The sequence below is a fragment of the Bacteroides fluxus YIT 12057 genome (assembly GCF_000195635.1).
Classification (GTDB): domain Bacteria; phylum Bacteroidota; class Bacteroidia; order Bacteroidales; family Bacteroidaceae; genus Bacteroides; species Bacteroides fluxus.
In genome coordinates this window covers 40,353-64,418 of record NZ_GL882611.1, presented here as the reverse complement: position 1 = coordinate 64,418, position 24,066 = coordinate 40,353, and the positions used below count along the sequence as shown (strand labels likewise).

The 24,066-nt window shown below is 44.9% G+C and carries 17 protein-coding genes; 4 read left to right on the top strand and 13 right to left on the bottom strand.

The window, feature by feature from the left end; translation table 11 throughout:
• Positions 1 to 9 precede the first annotated feature (9 nt).
• The 5 genes from HMPREF9446_RS02495 to ruvB all read right to left on the bottom strand — a co-directional run bounded on the left by HMPREF9446_RS02495 (position 10) and on the right by ruvB (position 7,271).
• Positions 10 to 1,377, bottom strand: coding sequence for a TIGR00341 family protein (locus tag HMPREF9446_RS02495; protein ID WP_009123821.1), 1,368 nt, complete (start codon positions 1,375 to 1,377; stop codon positions 10 to 12).
• 12 nt (positions 1,378 to 1,389) lie between these two features.
• Positions 1,390 to 1,956 carry a hypothetical protein gene (locus HMPREF9446_RS02490; protein WP_009123820.1) on the bottom strand — a complete coding sequence of 189 codons (567 nt, stop codon included), beginning with the start codon at positions 1,954 to 1,956 and terminating at the stop codon, positions 1,390 to 1,392.
• A gap of 15 nt (positions 1,957 to 1,971) precedes the next feature.
• The gene (locus HMPREF9446_RS02485) at positions 1,972 to 4,710 is read right to left on the bottom strand and encodes an Eco57I restriction-modification methylase domain-containing protein (protein WP_009123819.1); all 2,739 of its coding nucleotides are present in this window, start codon (positions 4,708 to 4,710) and stop codon (positions 1,972 to 1,974) included.
• Between the two features lie 65 nt (positions 4,711 to 4,775).
• Complete coding sequence (locus HMPREF9446_RS02480) at positions 4,776 to 6,221, bottom strand: lipopolysaccharide biosynthesis protein (RefSeq protein ID WP_009123818.1); 1,446 nt, start codon at positions 6,219 to 6,221, stop codon at positions 4,776 to 4,778.
• Positions 6,222 to 6,233: 12 nt separating this feature from the next.
• Positions 6,234 to 7,271 carry a Holliday junction branch migration DNA helicase RuvB gene (gene ruvB / locus HMPREF9446_RS02475; RefSeq protein ID WP_009123817.1) on the bottom strand — a complete coding sequence of 346 codons (1,038 nt, stop codon included), beginning with the start codon at positions 7,269 to 7,271 and terminating at the stop codon, positions 6,234 to 6,236.
• Between the two features lie 176 nt (positions 7,272 to 7,447).
• Between ruvB and HMPREF9446_RS02470 the strand changes: the two genes are divergently transcribed.
• Positions 7,448 to 7,882, top strand: a complete 435-nt coding sequence (locus HMPREF9446_RS02470; RefSeq protein WP_009123816.1) for a DUF6078 family protein — start codon at positions 7,448 to 7,450, stop codon at positions 7,880 to 7,882.
• A 171-nt stretch (positions 7,883 to 8,053) separates the two neighbouring features.
• Here HMPREF9446_RS02470 and HMPREF9446_RS02465 read toward each other — a convergent pair whose 3' ends face one another.
• Entirely contained in the window at positions 8,054 to 8,830 is a 777-nt protein-coding gene (locus HMPREF9446_RS02465) for a DNA alkylation repair protein (protein ID WP_273156796.1), read from the bottom strand.
• A 169-nt stretch (positions 8,831 to 8,999) separates the two neighbouring features.
• Here HMPREF9446_RS02465 and HMPREF9446_RS02460 point away from each other — a divergent pair, with 169 nt between their 5' ends.
• The 3 genes from HMPREF9446_RS02460 to ybeY all read left to right on the top strand — a co-directional run bounded on the left by HMPREF9446_RS02460 (position 9,000) and on the right by ybeY (position 11,764).
• Positions 9,000 to 10,004 carry a M28 family metallopeptidase gene (locus tag HMPREF9446_RS02460; protein WP_009123814.1) on the top strand — a complete coding sequence of 335 codons (1,005 nt, stop codon included), beginning with the start codon at positions 9,000 to 9,002 and terminating at the stop codon, positions 10,002 to 10,004.
• Positions 10,005 to 10,030: 26 nt separating this feature from the next.
• Entirely contained in the window at positions 10,031 to 11,263 is a 1,233-nt protein-coding gene (locus tag HMPREF9446_RS02455; RefSeq protein ID WP_009123813.1) for a nucleoside recognition domain-containing protein, read from the top strand.
• Positions 11,264 to 11,350: 87 nt separating this feature from the next.
• A complete protein-coding gene (gene ybeY, locus HMPREF9446_RS02450; protein ID WP_009123812.1) occupies positions 11,351 to 11,764 on the top strand; it encodes an rRNA maturation RNase YbeY in 414 nt (137 codons plus the stop codon).
• Positions 11,765 to 11,848: 84 nt separating this feature from the next.
• Here ybeY and HMPREF9446_RS02445 read toward each other — a convergent pair whose 3' ends face one another.
• The 7 genes from HMPREF9446_RS02445 to HMPREF9446_RS02415 form a co-directional block, all read right to left on the bottom strand.
• Entirely contained in the window at positions 11,849 to 12,982 is a 1,134-nt protein-coding gene (locus HMPREF9446_RS02445) for an aldose epimerase family protein (protein ID WP_009123811.1), read from the bottom strand.
• 29 nt (positions 12,983 to 13,011) lie between these two features.
• Positions 13,012 to 15,042: a hypothetical protein gene (locus tag HMPREF9446_RS02440; protein WP_009123810.1), complete on the bottom strand. Its 2,031-nt coding sequence runs from the start codon at positions 15,040 to 15,042 to the stop codon at positions 13,012 to 13,014.
• 41 nt (positions 15,043 to 15,083) lie between these two features.
• On the bottom strand, positions 15,084 to 16,088 hold the full coding sequence (locus tag HMPREF9446_RS02435) for a family 43 glycosylhydrolase (protein ID WP_039968302.1): 1,005 nt from the start codon (positions 16,086 to 16,088) through the stop codon (positions 15,084 to 15,086).
• A gap of 14 nt (positions 16,089 to 16,102) precedes the next feature.
• The gene (locus tag HMPREF9446_RS02430) at positions 16,103 to 17,068 is read right to left on the bottom strand and encodes a glycoside hydrolase family 43 protein (protein WP_009123808.1); all 966 of its coding nucleotides are present in this window, start codon (positions 17,066 to 17,068) and stop codon (positions 16,103 to 16,105) included.
• A gap of 122 nt (positions 17,069 to 17,190) precedes the next feature.
• Complete coding sequence (locus HMPREF9446_RS02425) at positions 17,191 to 18,747, bottom strand: sulfatase family protein (protein ID WP_039968300.1); 1,557 nt, start codon at positions 18,745 to 18,747, stop codon at positions 17,191 to 17,193.
• Between the two features lie 93 nt (positions 18,748 to 18,840).
• Positions 18,841 to 20,661 carry a RagB/SusD family nutrient uptake outer membrane protein gene (locus HMPREF9446_RS02420; protein ID WP_009123806.1) on the bottom strand — a complete coding sequence of 607 codons (1,821 nt, stop codon included), beginning with the start codon at positions 20,659 to 20,661 and terminating at the stop codon, positions 18,841 to 18,843.
• A gap of 11 nt (positions 20,662 to 20,672) precedes the next feature.
• The gene (locus HMPREF9446_RS02415; RefSeq protein WP_039968298.1) at positions 20,673 to 24,002 is read right to left on the bottom strand and encodes a SusC/RagA family TonB-linked outer membrane protein; all 3,330 of its coding nucleotides are present in this window, start codon (positions 24,000 to 24,002) and stop codon (positions 20,673 to 20,675) included.
• Positions 24,003 to 24,066 lie beyond the last annotated feature (64 nt).

Here is a 24,066-nt window from a genome sequence, read left to right as displayed (position 1 = left end):
TTCTTTATATTATTCAGTAATCAGCCTCAATTTCTTGGCACCTGTACGTGCCTTGAGCCATTCAGTAATTTTTTGTTTCTCGTGCACATCCGGATGCTTGCCAAATTTCAGCACGGCAAGGGTCACGGTATCTACCCGTACCGAATCGACAGTCAATTCAATGGCATGGGAAATGGAGACCGTCTTCACCGAAGGGTAAAGCACTTTCAGTTCCGGTATGATGGTTTTGCCCAATTCATCGAAAGATTTATACCTTTCCAGACTGCTTTCCAGATCCGATATCTTCTGTTTCTGCTCTACCAGGCGTTGTTCACTGTTCTTGTAGAAATCCTCCATCACCATGGCACGGATAGAAGATATATCTACCGCTTCATTGTTCATTCCCTGAAGGACTATCAGTTTGGTGTTGTCCAGTTTATAATCTTTCATTTTGCTGCGTGCAATGGCAATAGAAGCCTCGGGGACCTCCTGCCCTATCAATACCACGCGTATCTCGTGGTGATTGCCTTCATGCTGTATCTTCTTGTCGAGCACCTGCGTATTTTCAAAAGAAAGTTGCTCGTTGACAAAACGGTTGGCGGCGCTTTCAAAAAAAGTATCCTGAATGATACCGACAGTGAGATACACGGCAGGACACATGGTGATAACCGCTATCAGAACAATGTATTTACGCACTTTCTTCTCCCGGTTCTTATCGACAAACTCCTTGCGCTGGAAATGCATCACACGCACTCCCACAAAGGTAGCCAGGCTGATAAACACCGAATTGATGAAATAGAGGTAGAATGCACCGAGGAAATAGATCAGATTACCCGTAGCCAGGCCATAGCCCGCCGTGCACAGAGGCGGCATCAGAGCCGTAGCAATGGCAACGCCGGGAATCACATTGCCTTTCTCCTTTGTGGAGAGTGCCGTTACTCCCGCCAAACCACCCATCAAAGCGATAAATACATCGTAGATTGTGGGGGACGTACGTGCCAGCAATTCCGACTGTCCTTCGGCAACGGGACTCACGAGAAAGAATACGGTAGCTGTAGTCACACTGAAAAGAGTCGTTATCAGAAAGCTTTTCAGTGAGCGCTTCATCAGTTCGAAGTCATTCAGCCCCACTGACAGCCCCACTCCCATGATAGGCCCCATCAGAGGAGAAATAAGCATGGCGCCGATAATCACGGCCGTTGAATTGACATTCAAACCCAACGAGGCCATGAATATGGCAAATATCAAAATCCACAGGTTGGCCCCTTTGAATTCGACTCCCTTCTTGATGGAGTCCACTGTCTCAAGCTCGTTGTCTTTATCCTTACGCAAATCAAGATACTCTTTCAAGAAGGTCTTGACGGCGGAAAAGTTTCGAGAGGAATTTTCAATATCCATAGTGATGTATCTTTAAATGATTCTACTCTTTTTGGTTTCTCTGCAGAGTCGTACATATTCTTTCGTAAGCAATGCTATTATATCTTCCCTCTTAGCTTCGTTTCCGGTTGCCTCTTTAGAAAGCTGAGATATCCTCATACATCTGACATTGCCCATTTCATATTTCGGGATGCACAGATGAGCTTTATTCAAACTGAATCCATTCGTTTTGAACGTACTATGAATATATTCACGCACAATGCTACTATTTAAAATACCATTGACATAATGAGCTTCATCTTCCGTAATGTTATTACCGCTAATGTCTTGGCTAATTATAATAGTATGCTTCACGCAAATGGAATGTTTCCATTCTCCCCAAGGAGTCTGCGTAGGGCTAATCACACTGGCACAAAACTTGGAATTGTCACGCGCAGCCACCATATAAGGCGCAAAAGTATAAGGACCTATCTTAGACAAGGCATAAAACTCATCCCCACAGTGCATCACTTTGCTCTTTTCGGACTGCATATCCAGAATATGTTTATGATTAGCAAAATAGAGGGCAAGCGCAGCATTTCGTTCCAACAGCTTCTCCATGGAAACCGGCTTTTTTTAATCCCCACTATCATAAGGTACGATATGGAAATTATTCCCACAAGTATATTGAAACGGACGGATAGCAGGACCTTCCACCATAGGGTATATATATTCCACCGGAAGATCCCACCCGTCTTTAGGCATATCATCTACTTTGTATTTAGAGGTTTTCAAAGTCTTGTTCTTGAAACGATAGTGCCCTTCCTTATCCGACTCCCCTTCACCGATCAGTTTGAACACCTCAAAAGGAGTAGACTCTACCCCCGTTCTATACTGGTAAGAAGTTTCACCTATGATTTCACTAAAATCGAATTTATCGGAAATGTATGTGAAAGCCGTAGATTGGCAAGAAAGTTGCTTTGCCATTCCGTTCTCAATAGTCAAGAAACGGGAAGCATCCGCAAAGTTACTGCATCCGGAAATACCCACATCACTATATTTCACCCCCTTGCCAATCATCCGTATGGGTACACCTTCCAAATAATCCATCTCTTTGGCAGTATAATAATAAGTATTGAAATCTTGCATTACCGATTTCTTTCCAACCTTAAATGGACGCAAAGGAGACATCCATCTATCCAATGAGCGTAACCACAAACGTCTCTTCCGCGCATAATCCACATAGAAATTCCGAAACTCTTCATAAGAATTCTGGGACATTATACTATCGGGCATAAGCAAAGCAAGAACGCCGTTCTGATTTAACCAATTTGCAGCTGACACATTGGCAATAAGAGCACAAATGTTCAGTTGTGCCCCACCAAACAAGCCGCCATCATTACAAAAGATATGTCTTATATCACAAAATTCTTTTATTTTTCGTGTGTATGCAGCAGGCAAATGCTCCCATTTCACCCAAGGTGGATTACCCACAATCATATCAAACGAGGTTAACCTTGCAATGGACATGAAATTTGTCACAATCCTGATCCAAATACCATCCCACTTGTTCTTATGCAAATAGACCAGACTTTCGGACAAAGCCTCTATATACGATACTATTTTCTTGGATTTGCGTTCTTCCTCGGTGAATTCGTTAAGAAGCACGTGAGTCAACACTGATGTACTTTCAGCCTTCACCAACGCCTGAAGCCTATTCATAACCTCCCCGAATTTTGGTTCTTCTACAAAACGTTTGGGAAGTACCACATCAAAACTACCACATTTCAAGTTATTCACTGAATAAGAGTAACACGCTATCCCATCAATCTGCAGCATAACCGGAGTAATGGCGGAATCACCCAAATAGACAGGTATCTCCACATCCTTCACATCGCCCAATTGGTGAATAGCCAGATAATAGCTTATCCTGGCAGACAAGACCGAAAGCGGATTTATGTCAATGCCATATACCCTATTTATGATTTCTTCAAGCAAAAGTTCCTTATTCTTCCGGGTAAGTTCTCCTAAAGAGATATCTCCCACCAGTTTTTTTATCAAAGTTATGATGAAAATACCTGAGCCACAACAAGGGTCAATGGCTTTCCAGCGGGAATTACCCACATACCCGATTGCTTTCTCCACAACACTGTCTGCCAGCCATTCCGGTGTGAAATATTCCCCCATAGAATGGCGGATGGACTGTGGAATAATACTCATATATAAATCCTTGAACACATCTATAGGTGCATATCGGACATTTAGAGAGAATGAGGAATAATAGTCTATATTTACCATCAACTTCAACAGCGCATCATAAAGCTTGTCTCCCCACTGAGCTTCATCAGCATACCAAGAAAAGAAATCTCCCTCCAAAAAGTTGCGAACGCCCATATTAGAATAAGAATACCCGTCTTCCATTCTCTGGAAAAAACTCCGCATCTTACCGGAATCAAGTGAAAGTAAATCGTGATAGACATCTGCTTCTGCATTATAATTCAACCGGTCCAGCACCTTACAAGCTATCAGTTTCACAATGATAGCATAAGTGGTTTGTAAAGCATATATCGCTTTATATTCCCTATCAACATCATTGATTGTAGAAGAAAATACAGCAGACAAGTCAGCTCTTCTTTTATCGATGTCTCCACTTTTACCATTATCATCCACAGACAGATGCATCAGATTCTTCCATTCCTCATAAAGCATGATAGAGCGTTCTGTGATTTTTCCTTCAAGTTCCGCGAAAAGAATATTTGCAATATCCCTTGTTACAGAAGATGACAAGGAAGAGATGGAGAAATCGCGAACAATGTTTTTAGGTTCGAACTTTTTAGACTTATTATTCAGTATTGCTTTAACAATGGTATCTATATCCTCTGTTGTAATTGTCCGCAAAGCAGTATGCTGTACAGTATCACCTACAAAAGAAAAATAAGAGACAGATAATCCATCGGTCAAAATAGCATCATATTTCTCTTTTTTCAAGTCATAAAGAGCATACAGATAATCACTGACTTGTTTAAAAGCCTTCTTCCTGTCTTTGTCTTTACTCTTAAACAGCTTACTGTAATGTTTGTATTCTATAACAAGATTGTTTACAACAGCATCCATCCTCCCTTTACCGCTCGTCCGTTGTAACGAGTTACCAAAGGTATGTACAACACCTTCAACGGGAGTCTCTTTTTGAAAGTGTAAATCTACCGCAAATTTGCTACGCATGAAGTAATAGATTTCATTTTCAAAAATAGCGGAAGTCTCAGCCTCACTTTCTGCCAATTCTGACTTACGAATAATATTAGTTAGAAGAGCATCTATTTCTATTTGATACTCTCCACTCTTAAGCCATTGAGATATTTTTAAACATTTACTCATACGTATTTACGATAATAGTGCTTATAATATTTATTCAAAAGAGGACTCTCCTGTTTTATTTTTCTTTACTTCCTAAACAATCTGCCTACTATAGGAATATTTCCAAGCGGCAAATCGCACTTCACAATATAAGCCACAAAGACCAGCAACAAGACGGTGCGGTACACCATTCGAAGGCAGACATTGTCTATGGGCACATATTCCGCAGCTACATAGAGCGCTGCCGCCAACAGCACGTATGCGCCGATGGACTTCAAGTCATACTGGATGGGATACTTCTTCTGCCCTACGAAATAAGACAGCAACATAGCAACGCCATACCCGCAGAAACCTGCCCAGGCGCATGCCATATAGCTATACTTAGGGATGAGAAGCACATTCATCACCACCAATATCGTACAGCCTATCAAGGAGAAATAGGCTCCCCAACGGGTTTCGTCTATCAGCTTATACCAGAAAGAAAGGTTGAAGTAAATGCCCATAAAGATTTCAGCCGCCATCACAATAGGTACAACGCGCAAGCCCGGCCAATAGTCCCTGCCGATGATATACCGCAGGATATCCATGTAGAACATGACCGCCAGGAAAGCCAGCAATGTAAAAATGATAAAGAACTTCATGGCCTGTGCATATACCTGCCTGTTGTCCTTGTCGCGGCTCTTGCCGAAGACAAAAGGCTCGTAGGCATAACGGAAAGCCTGCGTAAGCATCGCCATCACCATGGCAATCTTACTCGCAGCCCCGTAAATGCCGAGCTGCACGGTAGCCTCAGCCTCGTCGGGATAGACAAAGGGGAAGATTATCTTGTCCGCAACCTGGTTCAGAATGCCTGCAAGGCCCAGTACCAGCAACGGCAGGCTGTAGGCAAGCATCCGCTTCAGCAGCTTCCGGTCCAGTACGTAAGCAAAGCCACGCAGTTCCGGTATCATGCAAAGCATAATGGTGGAAGTACATACCAGGTTGAAAAGGAAAGCGTATGCCACATCGTCTCCTTTCATCCAGACATAATAAATCAAATTCAAGGTAATGTTCAGAAAGATGAACAGCAGTTTGAGTGCCGCAAACTTGACAGGCCGTTTCTTGTAGCGCAGGTAAGCGAAGGGAATGCTCTGAATGGCGTCCATCGCCACCACAATCATCATCATGCCTACGTACCAGGGATGTTCGCCATACTCCAGCCAGTCGGCTACAGGCTGGAGGAACAACAATCCCAAGGCAAGGAATGTGAATGCACCGATACTGATGCTGAGAAGCGTGGTGGAATAGACCCGCATCGGATCGTCCTCTCCCTTATTGGCAAAACGGAAGAACCCCGTCTCCATGCCGCACGTCAACAGCACAAGCAGCAGAGCTACCCATGCATAAATGTTTGTCACAACTCCATAACCTCCCGACTGTGCGGACAAGGCGATGGTATATACCGGTACCAGCAGGTAGTTGAGGAATCTCCCCACGATACTGCTCAGCCCGTAGATGGCCGTTTCTTTTGCCAATGATTTCAAGTTACTCATTCCTCGAGTCTTTTATTCGTCACCAAACAGCGTGCGCTGGCTGCTATACAAACTTTTTCCCAGATGCTTATAAGCCAGTTCCGTCACTTCACGTCCACGGGGAGTGCGTTTCAGGAAACCTTCTTTTATCAGGAACGGTTCATAGACTTCCTCTATCGTACCTGCATCTTCGCCCAAAGCTGTGGCAATGGTAGTCAATCCCACCGGACCACCTTTGAACTTGTCGATGATGGTACAGAGTATCTTATTGTCTATCTCGTCCAGACCGTACTTGTCTATATTCAGAGCTTCAAGGGCAAACTGCGCGATTTCCGTGTCGATGCTCCCCGAACCTTTCACCTGGGCAAAGTCGCGCACACGGCGCAGCAACGCATTGGCAATACGCGGCGTACCACGGCTGCGTCCCGCAATCTCTGCCGCCGCACGGGCAGAGCAAGGCACATCAAGGATGCTTGCCGAACGGCGGATAATGCCACTCAGCACATCATCGTCATAATACTCCAGATGCAGGTTGATGCCGAAACGGGCGCGCAACGGGGCTGTAAGCAGGCCGCTACGGGTAGTGGCGCCCACCAATGTGAAGGGGTTCAAGTCAATCTGTATGCTTCGTGCCGACGGACCTTTGTCTATCATGATATCGATGCGGTAATCCTCCATGGCAGAGTACAGATATTCTTCCACCACCGGAGACAGACGGTGAATCTCGTCAATGAACAGGACATCGTTCGGTTCCAGGCTGGTAAGTATGCCGGCAAGGTCGCCCGGCTTATCAAGTACCGGGCCGGAGGTTATCTTGAAACCTACTCCCAGTTCGTTGGCAATAATGTTGGAAAGCGTCGTCTTCCCCAGTCCCGGAGGACCGTGAAGCAATACATGATCCAACGCTTCCTCCCTCAGACGGGCGGCCTTCACAAAAATGCGCAAATTGTCAACAACCTTGTCCTGCCCGCTGAAATCCTCAAAATTCAACGGACGGAGAGCATTCTCAAAATCCTTCTCCTTGCCGGACGAAAACTGCTGATTACGTATATCAAAATCTTCCTGTTCCATCTATTTCCCGCAAAACAACTTTTTTATTTCTGTTTCATCTGTCTTTTCCGCAAGATGCCACACTTTCCTGCAAAATAACGAATTTATTTTGAGATATGCGACATCAGAGGTAATAATATAGAAAAGAAAGCATACCTTTACATCTTAATAATAATACACATAAAAAACGACACATCATGAAAGAAGAAATAGATTTCAACCAGATACCCTTCGACTACCCCTTATGCCTCAACGAACGATGCCCCCAAGCCGACGGCTGCCTCCGCCAATTGTCCGTGGAGAGCATGCCCGCCGAAAAGGACTGCTGGAGCATTATCAGTCCCAAACGGCTTGCCACCATAAAGGGTGACTGCCCCTTTTTCCGTTCCAGCCGGAAAGTGCGCTATGCCAAAGGATTCATGAATATACTGGACAATCTGCCCTACAATCAGCGCAGAAGCATCATTGTCAGCCTGATAGCCTACTTCGGGCAGCGGACGTACTACCGCAGCCGCAAAGGCGAACGCCTGCTCACTCCCGACGAGCAACAGGCCGTGCTGAACATCATCAAACGGCATAACGCAACCACCTCTCAAGAATTTGACGGCTACGAAGAGGACTACTTATGGTAATATACTAAATTTCAACCACTTATTTTGCCAGCATATTGACATACGCTTGGCAAACTTTTGCCACCGCTTTGGCAAAACTTTGCCAACGAACAGGCAAGACCTTGCCAAAGCGGTGGCAAGACACAGGCGAACTATCCGGCTTGCAGCCCGACGGTTACAGCCAGCCGCTTCCTATCGCTTCATGAATCCCTTCCTCTCTTCATCCGGAAATTTCTCTATGGCATAACGAAGCATCGTACGGGGCATCACCGTGCAATACTTTTCAAGGAACTGCACCAGCAGATCCTTGTCGCGCTTGCCCAGTTCGCGGAGCATCCAGCCTACGGCCTTCTGCATCAGGTCGTGGAGAGGAGGTGCGTTACGGGGCACCTCCGGAGCATGGACAGAGGTACATGCATCTTGTGCGACGAACCCTTCCGAAAGCCGGAGGATATCGATGAAATCGTTGTTTTTTATCAGTGTATAAGTAGAAACCACCGCAATGCGCTGCTCCCAGAGTAACGGGCTGCCTGCCAGGCGGTAGAGGTCTTCACGGGGCTTGTCTTTCAAGTATTCGCCGACAATGCCGGGAGCGGACAAGTCCACCAAATCCCAATTATTGATCCGGGCAGTCTGCGACAGATAGAAATCATAAATGTCTTTACGGCTCTTTTCATCGCTCTTCCTGAACCGCTCCACCAACATCAGCAACGCGCAGAGACGGCACTCGTGCCATTCACTCCGCAGCAATGCCGCCATCACCCCGAAAGGTGCATCCTTATGCCGCTTTGCCACCAGACGGGTATTCGGAACCACCACTCCCAGAAATTTATCACCTTCTCCATATTGTCCCTTCCCGGTTTTGAAGAAACGGGGAAGATATTCTTTCTTCACCGGGTCAATGTACGCTTCCAGTTCTTCCTGAATCCCGGCAGCGGCAACAGCCATTTCTTCCGTTGAAATCGGCATGTTTTGCACCACTTCTTTCATCCTGTTCTCTTGTTTTCTCATCATCCTTTTGATTTACACGCATTTGAATTCTTTCGCCAACGGACAAAAATACGACAAATCTGTCGGAACTATGGAAAGTTATCTTTAATTTTGCAAACGTTACGTCCAATTGTCAAAACCGAACGATATGTATAAAGCTTTCTTAGGGACAATCTGCTCCCTACTTGTTGCATGCTCCCTACATGCACAGACCCCACGTGAAAAGGGACTACAAAGTATCAACCGTACCTCGGCAGAGGCCATCATCGGTTTTTTGGCCGACGACGAACTGCAAGGACGCGAAGCAGGCATGCACGGTTCAAGAGTGGCCGCCCGCTACCTGGTGTCCTGCCTGAAAGAAGCCGGCATAGCCCCTTTGAACAAAGACAGCTACTACCAGCCTTTCGAAGCATGCAGCAAGGAAAGGCAGCAACGTGGACGGTGGTATGTACACCCCGACTCCGTCGCCTCCCTCAAACAAGGCACATACCGTTCCTTGCAGATGGACAACGTACTGGCATTCATTCCCGGTGAACGTACCGACGAATATGTCATAGTGGGTGCGCACTTCGACCATTTAGGCATGGACGAGACACTGGCAAACGACCGTATATACAATGGTGCGGATGACAACGCCTCCGGTGTCTCCGCCGTATTGCAGATAGCACGCGCTTTCGCGGCTGCCGGACAAAAGCCGTTGAGAAATGTCATTTTCGCCTTCTGGGACGGAGAGGAAAAGGGACTGCTCGGTTCAAAGTATTTTGTACAGAACTGTCCCTTCATCGCCCAAGTGAAAGGTTACCTCAACTTCGACATGATAGGCCGCGACAACAAGCCCGAACAGCCCCGGCACGTGGTATATTTCTACACCGCCTCCCATCCCGCCTTCGGTGACTGGCTGAAACAGGACATCGCGCGCTACGGTCTGCAGCTGCAACCGGACTACCGCTCTTGGGACCGCCCCGTAGGCGGCAGTGACAACGCTTCCTTTGCCTTGCGTGACATTCCCATCATCTGGTATCACACAGACGGTCATCCCGACTACCATCAACCCTCAGACCACGCCGGACGGCTGAACTGGGAGAAAGTCGTAGATATCACCAAAGCGGCTTTTCTCAATGCCTGGAATCTTGCCAACGAACGCAACTATTAACCTAACAAGAAACAAAGTAACGATACATGGTTTTAAATTACATCTGGGTAGCCTTTTTCGTCATCGCATTTATCGTAGCGCTCTGCAAGCTCATCTTCATGGGGGACACAGAGATATTCACGGAACTTGTCAACTCCACTTTCAACTCCTCCAAAACCGCCTTTGAAATATCACTGGGACTGACGGGAATCCTTGCCCTCTGGTTGGGAATAATGAAAATCGGCGAGAACAGCGGCATGATCAACGCACTTTCCCGCTGGCTGAGCCCGGTCTTCTGCCGCCTCTTTCCCGAAATTCCGAAAGGACACCCCGCCATGGGCTCCATCTTCATGAATTTATCGGCCAATATGCTGGGGCTGGACAATGCGGCTACCCCGATGGGACTGAAAGCCATGAAGGAACTCCAGGAACTGAATCCTAAAAAAGACACAGCCACCAACCCGATGGTGATGTTCCTTGTACTCAACACCTCGGGACTGATACTTATCCCTGTCAGCATTATGATGTACCGTTCGCAGATGGGGGCTGCCCAACCTACGGACATATTTATCCCTACACTGATAACAACAGCCATCTCGACGGTTGTCGGAGTGATCGCAGTGAGCATAGCACAGCGCATCAACCTGCTGAACAAGCCTGTTCTCATTCTGATAGGCTGCGTCAGCCTTTTCTTTGCCGCGCTCATCTACTTGTTTACATGCGTCGGCCGTGACGAAATGGGAATCTATTCCACACTGATCGCCAATATTCTGCTGTTCTCCATCATATTATTGTTCATCCTTTGGGGACTGTGGAAGAAAACCAATGTGTATGACGCTTTTATCGAGGGTGCCAAAGAAGGGTTCACCACTGCCGTACGTATCATCCCCTATCTGGTCGCTTTCCTCGTAGGAATCGCCGTTTTTCGTACTTCCGGCGCTATGGATATATTGATAAACGGCATCGGCTATGTAGTAGGATTGTTCGGCGTAGATACCAGTTTTGTAGGTGCCTTGCCTACCGCCTTGATGAAGTCATTGAGCGGCAGCGGTGCCAACGGGCTGATGATTGATACCATGAAACAGTATGGGGCAGATTCTTTTGTAGGCCGTATGAGTTGCGTGGCACGCGGTGCCTCGGACACCACGTTCTATATCCTTGCCGTATATTTCGGCAGCGTGGGCATCACCAAAACACGGAATGCCGTGACATGCGGGCTGATTGCCGATTTCTCCGGTATCATCGCAGCAATCATTATCAGTTATATGTTCTTCTTTTAAGGCATTGTCTTAATTGCGGGAATGTATTTCCAATCGTAGGAACATGTAATTTCAATCGTAAATCGTACATCATAAAATCTAAATAAAATGGTTAGTTATCAGACAGACGGCGTTGAAATGCCCGTCCTCAAAAAGCGCGAAACGACGGAATGGATTAAAGCCGTAGCCGCCACTTATGGAAAAAGAATCGGTGAAATCGCCTATATTTTCTGTTCGGACGAGAAAATACTCGAAGTAAACCGCCAATACTTGCAGCATGATTATTATACAGATATCATCACTTTCGACTACTGTGAAGGGAACCGCCTCAGCGGAGATCTCTTCATCAGTCTAGACACCGTGCGCACCAATGCGGAACAATTCGCGGGAAACGACTACGAACGGGAACTGTACCGGGTCATCATCCACGGTATCCTACATCTTTGCGGCATCAACGACAAAGGACCGGGCGAACGGGAGATAATGGAAGAAGCGGAAAACAAGGCGCTGGCGATGAGATAGTCAAAGCCCCGGGAGTACGGTCAGAAGGTATACCCTTCCATCCGCATTCCCAGGACTTTAAATAGATGTTTGCCAGTTCTCTTGTTACTTCTTCACCGAAAAGCGATAAATACAATGGCTGTCATACTTCTCTCCGGGCTTCAACAATGCCGAAGGCCATTCCGGCTTATTAGGTGTATCGGGATACTTTTGCGTCTCCAGGCAAACGGAAGCACGATGACCGTACACAATCCCCTTCTTTCCGGTCAGCGTACCATCCAGGAAGTTACCTGCATAAATCTGAATACCAGGCTCATTGGTATAAACATCAAGAACAATACCTGTTACAGGAGATTCAAGGGTGGCACACGGACGAGTGATGTCTCCCTTTGTATTGAGCACCCAATTGTGGTCATATCCCTTGCCGTTCTTCAACTGCTCAAAGTCATTGTCAATACGAGAACCAACAGCTATAGGAGTGCGAAAATCCATATCCGTACCTTCTACGGAAGCAATCTCACCGGTAGTCATGAAGGTAGAATCCACGGGTGTATAAGCATCTGCATGGATAGTGAGCAGATAATCCGAATTAGACTTGGAGGGGTCACCGTCCAAATTAAAGTAAGAATGGTTCGTCATATTGACAACAGTGGTACGATCCGTTTCGGCACTGTAACGAATGTCTATAGCATCGTCATCTGTCAATGAGAAAATGACCTTGCAGGCCAGATTACCCGGGAAACCCTCCTCTCCGTCTTTCGATAGGTAAGTCAGTTCCAGAACTTGCTTGCTCAACTGGCGGGCATCGAACACTTGATATTGGTATCCCCTGGGGCCGCCATGCAGACAGTGGCCATAATTGTTGAGCGGCAACTGGTACTCTACCCCATCCACTGTAATCTTACCTTGATTGATACGGTTGGCATAACGTCCGATGGTAGCACCGAAATCCGAAGGGAATCTGATGTAGTCCTGAATGGAATCGAAGCCCAACACCACGTCACGCATGACGCCATCCTTGTCCGGCACCATCACAGATACAATACGCCCACCGAAGTTCGTAATGCAAACTTCCATACCATTCTTATTCTTCAAAACAAACAAGTCTGTCCGCTTGCCATCCACTTCCGTGCGGAAGTTGGCAGGTTCCAGTCCCGAAACTGTCTTTTCGCTCACCTGCTTGCCCGTGCAAGCCGATATCAGCAGCACGCCTGCCAACAAAGTCATCATCTTATTCATAAATATAATATTAGTTATAGTTTAGACTGTCATTTTTTCAATAAGAACCGCTCCGCACGTCCCGGAGTGAACAGTTCCCATAAAGAAGCGACCGTCCAGCCCGGAGCGAAGATATTATTGTAATACCCCTTTCCGTTGCGTCCGTAATCCCAATTGGTATGCTGCACCACTTCGGGATAATAGCCAACTTTGGCAATGCCGCACATGTGACCTTCATACGGCAATAACTGGCGCATGGAAGTGGAAATTACTTCTGCAAAGTCAGAGAAACGCTGTTCGTTGTACTCCTTGGAAAGCCAATGCAGCACATCGGCAAACTCAAAGACAAACACATCAATGTGGTTATTCTCCACCGACACATTGCCCCAACCACGGGTTTTCAAGCCGATATCTCCCAGCATTTGACCTCCGGCAAAAGGGACATCCCAAGTATAATACCATGATAAGGCAAAATAAGCGGCTTTCTTAGCCAGTTCTGCATAGTGCGCACGTTCTTCCCCTTTGGTAACCAAAGCCAGATAATAAGCAGCTGTAGCAGCATACAAGGAGGCTTCCTTATCCTCGCAGTTGGCATCCAGCGTAGAAGAGAAATAATCGGCCTTGGATATCAGTTCCTTCTCCAGATAGCCCACCGTACGTTTGGCGCTTGCCAGATAACGCTTGTCCTTGAAATACTTGGACGCCATCACCAAAGGCAAAGTTGCTGAAGGCGTGCTGCCGCCACTGGCATCCACGATAGAAAAATCATCCTTGAACTTACGCGGGAAGCTACCATCCTCGTTCTGCAACTTGAGGAAACTGTCCAGCATGTCCTTGATGCGTTTCTCCCATTCGGAATGTTTGCGTTTCTGTTGCCTCTCATAATTCAGATAGTTCAGAATGGCGTATACGCCTTCGGACTGACGGCGGATGCTATGCTTGGTTTCCTTGAAACCACGGCTGTAATGTACCACTTCGTTGAAAAATCCGGCAGGCGAGAAACCATTTTGAAGATAAGTATCGAAAATACGATTGGCATTGTCCACCAAATCTTGGCGTTTCTGCTGTTTGCCATATTCCAAAGCATTGAAGGCGTTCAGCAACGTACGTCCCACAAAGCCCACTTCGGCAACGTCTGTATTGGCACAAGTGGCAGTCTCCAACTCTACACCGGAGTAATAATGAGTAAGGGTATTATTGACATAGCTTTCCACAAAGAAGTTGCTCATCACTTCCTTCATGCGTTCCACCGTGTAAGGCGTGTCAACCGGTTTCGGGCGGTTAGTGTCATAGCAATACTCCCAGGTGCGCTGTACGCACTCTGAGAAATCGGCAGCACTCCTTTCGGACAGTTCCCAAGTCATGGAGATGCTGTCGCCCTTGCGAAGCAGTTGGAAAGCCTCAACGGCAGGAGCCAGCGTCAGTTTGCGGATGTATGTCTTCGGCGCTTCCTTATAGGGAAAACCGTATGCCAAGACAGTCATACCGTCCACATTGCAGAAGCCGGTATATCCGATGGAAGTCTCTCCAGACAAGATAACCTCCCCCTCCTTATGAGTGGCCAAAGCTTCCTTATCGAACTTGTCAATACGGATAATCGACATGGACTTACCGCTTACCGGATTGAAAGCTGCCGTCAGCGGAGTGCTCAAACGGTCCTCACGCACCAACCAGCTATCCGATGTGTGGAAAGAAGGCGCCTCCTTCGGCGAACGCAGGTTGCGGCGATACCAGAAGCCCGGCATGTAGAACTGGCAGTCCGAATGTTTGTAACCGGTCTTTATCTGTTCCCCGTAGTTGAAATACACATTTTCCAGTGCTTTCAGCGTGACGGTAATACGTTGTTTATCACCCTTGTCCACCACCAAGCGGGTAATGTCCAACGGCAGCTTTTCCGAAGCCCGGCAGCTATACATTCCATCCTGCGTTTTCTGTAAGGCCAGCGAATATTGTTTGGCATCATTCCCCGGCACTTTCAAGGAAATAGAAGCAAAGATGCCTTCCGGAGCAACATTCGCTGCCCCTGCACCCGTAATACCCGCAACAAGCATTACCCCCAAAAACAATCTTTTTAGTCTCATAGTGACATGTGTTTTATTATTAGAAAAAAATCCCCTAATAGTCAAAATTCCGGTTTTTCCGATTCTGTAGATGCAACGGAATCTTCTACTGTCGGCCATCCGGCTTTCCAGCTAATTTTATCCAACATCAATACGCGACCTTCGGGATTCTTCGTGTTCACTGCATGGTAGAAGAACCAGTCATTACCGGCATTGTCCGTCACAATCTCGGAGTTGTGACCGGTGCCCACAAAGGAGTTGCTCTTCTGAATCAGCACTTCGTGCTTGTTGTCCATCATACTGTCGCCTTCCTTGTTGACGTAGGGACCGAAAAGGTTGTCCGAACGCCCTACAACAGTGGTATAAGTACTGTTCAGCCCCTTACAGCAACTCCCTATGGAAGCAAAGAAATAGTAATGTCCGTCTTTTTTATGGATATAAGTGCCTTCGTAAGCCGTTCCCGCCACTTGCTGCGGTGTGGCCCCCTTTTTCAGGGAAAGGCCGTCATCGGATAGTTCAACCGCATAGATTCCACGGAAACTGCCCCAAAACAGATACTTCTTTTTTCCCTCCTCTATATAGAAAGGATCAATGGAATTCTGTACATTGATTTCATTGCTTCGGAACATCTTACCATGGTCCATGAAAGGTCCCTCAGGTTTATCGGCAACAGCACAGCCGATGCCGCAAGTCCACTCGCCTCCCCAAACAGACATGGAATAGTAGAGCACGTATTTATCACCTATCTTATTGATGTCCGGTGCCCACAAGCCACCTTTTTTCTCAAAATCGGGACGGGTACAGTCGGTAAAGGCGGTACCTGCATATTCCCAATCCACCAGATTCCTAGAACGATGAATCGGCAGATTACGTATGTCCTCGGTGGCATACAGATAAAAATAGCCATCATCGCCCTTTATCACAGAAGGGTCTGGCAAACTATAGTTTATCACCGGATTACAATAGACATTCTTTGACTTTTCACCCGTTTTTGTTTTATTTGTAGCCGATGATGAGGAATAAGCTATCAGACAACATAACACCGATAATACAAGAAACTTTTTCATACTATTTTTTCATTTTATTTTTCAGACGATGTGCTGCCCAATACCTGTGGACGGATAAGAGGGCCGCCGATAGAAACCGTTCCCTGGTCGGAAATAACAAAATCCTTGATGTACGAAGTACGCGGCTGTACCTTCGTGGAATCCCAGTGTGCATGGAAAATGTATTTCCAACTACCGTCCTTGCAGCAGAAGGGCGCTCCATGCCCGGTACCCATCAAACCGTCTGCACGTTGCAGAATCGGATTTCCTTCATATTTCTTCCACGGTCCCATCGGGCTGTCCGAAGTTGCATAGCCCACACCGTAGTTCTTGCTTTCAAAATGATTGGCCGAATAAACCAGATAATATACACCCTCCTTCTTCAAGATTGAAGGTCCCTCGGCCACCTTGGCAGGCTTGTCCTGCGAAAGTTCCCAAGGCTCTCCCACCTTGATGCATTCCGTCAGCGTCTCTTGCTTAATGCCGGTCAGGTCATCGTTCATCTCTGCCACCCAGATGACATTACCATCCGTAAAACGCACGAAATAAAGGTAAGGCGTGCCGTCATCGTCGATGAATAGAGAGGTATCAATGCTCTTCTCATCCCATATCGGGCGCTTCACCTCCTGACGGAACGGACCTAGGGGCGCATCTGCCGTTGCCACACAGATATGCTCTTCAGTGGAGTAAAACAAATAAAACTTCTTCTTCGACTCAATATAGTAAACCTCCGGTGCCCAGAATCCCCATGTACCGTAGGAATCGGCAGCTGACAATGCCTGCCCCTCACGCGTCCAGTCTTTCAAATTATCAGAAGAGAAACAGGCAAAGCCCTCTCCTTCCACCGTACCTCCGGTACCGTAAGCATAATACTGGCCTTCATAAAGTATCACATAAGGATCAGCAATCGGGAGATAACCTGATTCTACAACTATCTTCTCCTTACATCCTGCAAAATAAAAGCAAAGCAACAACAGCAATATACACTTCTTCATATTCATATTTTATAGAGCATTCTATTAACATACCATTTTTGAGATCCAAAAGCAGCCGCATTTTTTCTAAAACCTAATAAAAATAGTTCAAGGGGGATTCTCATACAATCTATATATTACACTTTTAATTATTGCTCTTGTATTAAGTGATAATTATAAAGATTTCGTTTAAAATGATAACGATGCCTTGGTAATGGCAACGGATCCTGTAAACGCAATTCCCATGCCAACAACTTTATCAACAATTCGTTCTGCTTATCTATCAACTTCGGATTTCCAAATAAATTATTAATTTCATACGGATCTTTCTTCAAATTGTACAGTTCTCCTTTTCCATAACTGTTCATAATTAGTTTCCAATCACCCATACGTACCATTCGGGAGGTTCCACTTTGAGTCCATGTATTCAGTTCGTCAAAATGAGCCACTTTATTGGAGCCCAACGCACCTTCCTGCTCAAAAGTCAAGTTATCGTCCAAAGGAACATCTTCTCCGCCAAAGCCTAACTGTACAACAACGCTCGAAAATTCTTCTTTCGGATATTCTTTACCCGTCAACATAGGCCACAAGCTACGCCCTTGAACACCTACCGGTATTGAATCACCTATCGCAGTACAGAAAGTAGGAAAAAGGTCAGCCAATGAAACATGCGCATCTATAGCCTTAGGCTGCTTTTTAATCTGATAACCCGCCCAAACCATCGGTATTCTGGTTAGAGACTCAGACAAGCCTACCCCTTTACGAATTAATCCGTATTCACCGCAATAATCTCCATGATCGGATAAAACAACGACAATAGTTTTCTCAAATAATCCCTTTTCCTTCAAATTCTCAACCAAACGTTTAATCTGATCATCAATGAGACGAATCATTCCCATATAATTCCCCCGTAACCGAGGCAGGTCTCTTTCAAGATCAGGACAAGAAGCGTCTTCCAGTGCCGCCAAAATCTGATACTTTTCTCCTTTCTTCAATACATCCTTACGTGAAGTCTTCACAGCCGGAATCTTATCCGGTGCAAACATTGAGTAGTAAGGTTCACAAACTTGATACGGATTATGTGGTTCAGGAAATGAAACCCATACAAAGAACGGATTGTCCTTCTGACTATCTATCCACTCTATAGCCTCATCCACGATTCTCGTAGGTTGCTGGTCTTTCAATGGTATTGGAGAAGGTTCCAAATACTGTCCAACTGCCTCTTTAAAGAACTTGGAAGTAGCACGCTCTCCCTCCGTCACTGGCCTATTCTTCCCCCAGTGAGAATATTCAGACCAAAAATCCATATCCTTTGAGTTCAGATAAGCATGATTCTTTCCCACTAAAGCTGTCTTATAATGGTTCTCCTTCAGAACGGCTACCAAATCTTTCTCATAATTAATATCACGCACATTGTGATTGGTACGTACATGGGTTGCAGTTGGGAAACGGCCAGTAAACATGGAACAGCGCGCAGGAGTACTGGCCGGCATAACTGTATACGCTTTATCAAACCAAGCATTTTGATGTGCTAATTCATCGACAAATGGAGTAATATCCATAGGGAAACCTTCGCGCCCACACAAATCTGCACGTTGTTGGTCTGTCATTATTACTACAATATTAGGTTTATCTGCCTGTGCAAACAAAGACAAACCTATTCCCTGGAGAACGATTCCCGAAAAAAGATGTTTTTTTAAATTCATAACTATCTGATTTTTTTTATAACCATATAAGAAGCAACGCATACTCCACGACCTCAATAAAGAGATTATGAAGTATGCAGAGACTCAAGCATATCAATCCCAACCCGGATTCTGCACCATATTAGGATTCATTTGCATTTCTCTCGCCGGTATCGGAAGACTCCAGTAATGATCTCCTCCCCAAGCATAATTGTTAGTTCTGGTTCCCCATATCTGAGTCATACCATTCATCTTACCTTCCTTATCCTTATAAAACTTCAAATCTTTCCAGGTTCTCCAGCGAATCTCATCAAAATAAATCACGTCTTCACCAATCAATTCCCAATGGCGTTCGTTCATGATACGCTGATGCATATCAGTTTTTCCTGTAACCTGAGTAAACTTATTTGTTCCCAGTAGTTGAGCTCCCGCCCTTTCACGCACTTCATTTACCTTACTTATGGCTCCGGGAAGGTCATCCAGTTCATTCAATGCCTCCGCCCAATTCAACAGAACATCTGCATAACGGATAAACGGCAAATCCAATTCAGAATATATATTCGGTAACTCCAACCCTTCACCTACGAACTTACGATTTAAGTAATAGAACTTCAAACTTGTATCTGTTTTCAGATCTCCATATGTGGTATAAGAACGAAAAGGATAACGCATTACGTATTCCTTCGGAATACCTTCAACTCCTCCGACAAAAGTGGCATAAGGAGTTATAATGGACATTGCCATTCTCGGATCACGGTTCTCATAAGCCTTCTTAATTCTTTCTTCATTACCGGAAACATCATATTTCGACATATCTGCCCCAGCTGCTACCGCATTCTTTCTTTCAATTTCGGTGATGTTATTTCGCAGGAAATATACCATACGCTTATCAATACCCATATCATTGTAACCGGGTATAATATCGTCCCAGTCGAACTTACTGCCATCTTTGTTTTCATAAGATTCGGCAAACTGCGGGTTTATGATATAATTGTTCCATCCCAAACCGTTGCCTGAAGGGTCCGGCGGTAGGCATCTATTACCAAAACCTCTATTCTTTTTCTGAGTATAATCCGGATGGTCTATACACTGCAAAGAGAAAATCATTTCATCGCAACGCTCATTTTCCACTTTAAACAATTTCTTATATGACTCCTCACCCGCACCTTTATAGAGCGTGTATCCACAATCCTTTACTGCCTGGAAGTCATCAGCCGCTTTTTTCCACTCTTTCATCCAAAGATACACCTTTCCCCTTAAAGCATAAGCTGCACCTTTCGTAATATGCCCGTAATTGGCATCATCTGAACTGTATTTATCCGGCAGATCCGGATTATTGATACAGGAAGTCAGATCATCCACTATATATTCCCAGACTTCATCTTGAGTGGAACGTGCCAGTTTTGCCTCATTGATATCCTTAATCGGATCTTTATAGTATGGAACTCCATTATACAAAATATTCAGCCTATAATACCACCAACAACGCAGAAACATACATTCTGAAATATAGCGGCTTCTTTTAGTCTCATCAAATCCCTCGACCATAGGCAAATTACCAATCACATCATTGGCCTTAATAATCCCCTTGTAGAATCTCTGCCAAGGAGCAGAACTACCCTTAACAGAACTCGGAGAATTTGTCGCAAATAAAAAATTGAAAGTAGGAGCTATACCTATACCGTAATCCATAGTACTGGACCATATATCAAACCATCCATTAGCAACATCGCTATAATCTACATACAGTTGATTATACACACCCGCTATCGTCTGTTCTGCCAAGGTAGGAGACGACCATACATTCCCTTCCGTCGGTTTTCCATTGGGTGTCAAATCCATATCTACACAACCTGCGGTTGACATTCCCACAAGAACCACTGCGGCTATTGTTTTTGCCAGACCTCTTCCTCTGTTTATATTAATCTTGTTCATACCATTTTATTTTAGAAAGTAACATTTACACCAAAAGCATATTGTCTCATAGGAGCATAGCCCACCCCACTCATCATTTCAGGGTCAATACCTTTAAACTTAGTAATCGTCAACAGGTTCTCTCCCGAAACATAGAAACGCACATTTTGCATGCGTACCTTCTGTACCCAATCTTTGGGAAGCGTGTAACCAACTGTCAGATTCTTCAGTTTCAAATAATTGCCATTATGTAGAATATGCTGGCCAGAAGCACTTACTTGAGCAGCTTTATCCATAGTGAGACGAGGATTCGCTGAAGTAAGATTTGTCCGCGGATCATTCGGATTCTCGGGATCATAAAAATAATGGTCATAAGCCACATCTTTACCCATTCCATACCCAAACCAGGTTATACTGCTATTTTCACCTGCCTGATACCAGTTGATTTTAAATCCAGCAGCACCAGCCCAATTCATAGAGAAGTCAATGCCTTTCCATGACAGGTTTGTCTGGAAGCCGAAGTAATATTTCGGTGTTTTAGAATAACCCTGAAAATCCTTATCATCATCATCACCATAAATACCATCTCCATCCAAGTCTGCATAAATGATATCACCATACCAGATATTGTTCTTGCCGATTCCCTGTTTAGGATAAAACTTATATCCAGCATCTGTCATGGCTTGTAACCATTTCATATCATCTTCCGTACGAATCATTCCGTCAGAAGGCCCTCCTTTCGGATTTACCGTACCATCGATATTAAAATAATTATTATTACCTTTATATATGTTCAATACATAAAATTCATTAATCATATGCCCTTCTAAAACACGCTGTAAGTCTCCTGTAGAAACTTCACCCAGATTGGTATAATAAGTGGAACTACCATCCGCATTCTGCTGCCATCCGCGAACAAGTTCTCCTTTGTATTTGGTTACTTCATTCCTGTTGTAAGAGAAGTTTCCGGATATACCGTACGAGACAGAACCAATCCGATCATTCCAACCTAAAGTTATTTCAAGCCCCTTATTAGTAACCTCTGCAATATTCTGGCGGGGAGAACTGAACCCAGACAAAGTAGGTGACAAAGTCGGATTATACAAAATACCATCCGTCAACTTATTATAAACCTCTACTGTTCCACTCAAACGATTTTTCAGCATAGAGAAATCAATACCCAGATTGGTTACCGTAGTTGTCTCCCATTCCAGGTTGTAGTTAGAAAAGCTTCCCATACCCAGCCCGGGAACCTCCTTGTTACCAAAGGCATAATGGGGAGCCGTAGCATAAACAGCCTGCCATTCATAGTTGCCAATTGAGTTATTTCCGAGTTGTCCCCAGGAAACACGTAGTTTCAAGTTGTCAAGCCAATTCAATTTCTTCATGAATTTCTCTTCCGACAAACGCCATCCTGCCGAGAAAGATGGAAATATACCCCAGCGATTCTCCGGAGAGAAACGAGAAGAACCGTCATAACGGACATTTGCCTCAAATAAGTAGCGGGAATCATATGTATAAGTGACACGGCCAAAGACAGAACGGGATGAAAACTCTGTAGTGCTTCCGTCGATATAATCTGGTTCCGTCAATGCGTCAAAGTCTGTAAGACTAGTATCAAGCATTCCTTTCTTACTAATATCGGTAGTACGTGCCCATTTACGGAATTCCTCATAACCCACCAAAGCTGCCACATCGTGTTTACCTTTGAAAATCTGCCCCCAGTTTAAGGTGGTAGTATTTTTCCAGCTCTGATTCCCATCAATATAATATTTTACAGGATACTCTGCAAGCAATTCGGAAGTAGGAGGAACATTCATCGTTTCTCCACGTTGGAATGAGAATCTTTCTTGATAATCGGAATAATGCCACAGATTCTCCTGTCGATAATGGTCGTAATAGAAGTTAGAAGTCAAATGAAAGTTCTTAAGAAAATCAATCTTAATATAAGGGTTCACAAAAAATTTCGTTGTTTTATAAGAACCTCCCGAACTATTCAGATAATAAACAGGATTATTGACTACCGGATCTTCCTCAAGAGCTTCGGGAGCTCCATATTTTCCATCGTAGTACGGATAAGTTCCCGGTGTACTTTTCTGCATTTGCAACCCATTCAGATCATCAACGTTGTTTCTTTCCTGATCTACATGATATCCCCATACATTCAGTCCCACAGCAAAAAAACTAGCAATCTGTGACTCTAAATTACTACGCATATAATACTTCTTCATTCCTGAATTCACCACCAAGCCAGGATTATCTACATACGTGGCATTCAAGCTATACCGGGTTCTCTTTTCCGCACCGGTAAGCGTAATAGAATGCTCCTGCATCAACTTCGGATTATACACCTCATCATACCAGTCTGTATTCGGATAAGCCACATAATTCGGGTATCCCGATTCAGATATTCCATTCGGATTGCTAGCTGCTTCACGCCACGTATCAATGGTAGCTTGACTAAACACCTGTGCCTGTCCTGCATTGTCCGAAGCCTCATTGATAAATTCCATGTAGTCGGCATAGTTTGCAACCATATGGATCAGATTAGCCGGTGTATTATAGGAAATTTTACCTGAATAGGTTACATTGATTTTCCCGTCCGTACCTTTCTTGGTTGTTAATAGAATAACACCATTAGCCCCCCGGTTACCATAAATGGCGCACGAAGCAGCATCTTTTAAGATGGAGATAGAAGCGATATCATTAGGATTGACATTATTCAGGGACATTTCCATTCCATCGACCAATACCAATGGCGCAGAATCATTTAAAGTACCTGTACCTCGAATACGTAGAGTGGATGATTCCGAATTGGGTTTACTGGATGTCTGCATCACATTCAATCCGGCCACCATACCCGATAAAGTAGAAGCAAGTGTAGTTACGGGACGCGACAACGTTTTATCATCAAAATTAACCGTGGCAACAGAGCCAGTCAAATTCACTTTCTTCTGAGAACCATAACCCACTACTACCACTTCATCTAATAATTCGTTATCGGATACCATCCGGATATCCAGAATACTCTGATTGCCAATCTCTATTGATTGGCTTTTATAGCCGATATATGATATCTCTAAAACATCTCCCGTAGTCACAGACAATGAAAACTTCCCATCAACGTCAGTTACCGCACCCATAGAAGCCCCTTTAACCAATATGCTGACACCAATAAGAGCCTCTCCAGTATCTCTGTCGATTATACGTCCGGTAATATTCCATTCATTTTTTGTTTGATCTGCCGAAAGGATAGATACGTGCACCGTTTCATTTGCCAAAGAAACCGATCCCGCCGCATTCGCAGAAAGACTCCCCATACATATAAGCGAACACATGAGGAATTTTGTATTTACCTGCATAAGATTTAAAGTTTTAATTAAACATTGTTTTTAAGTCATAAATCCAATTCCATTCGACAAATTC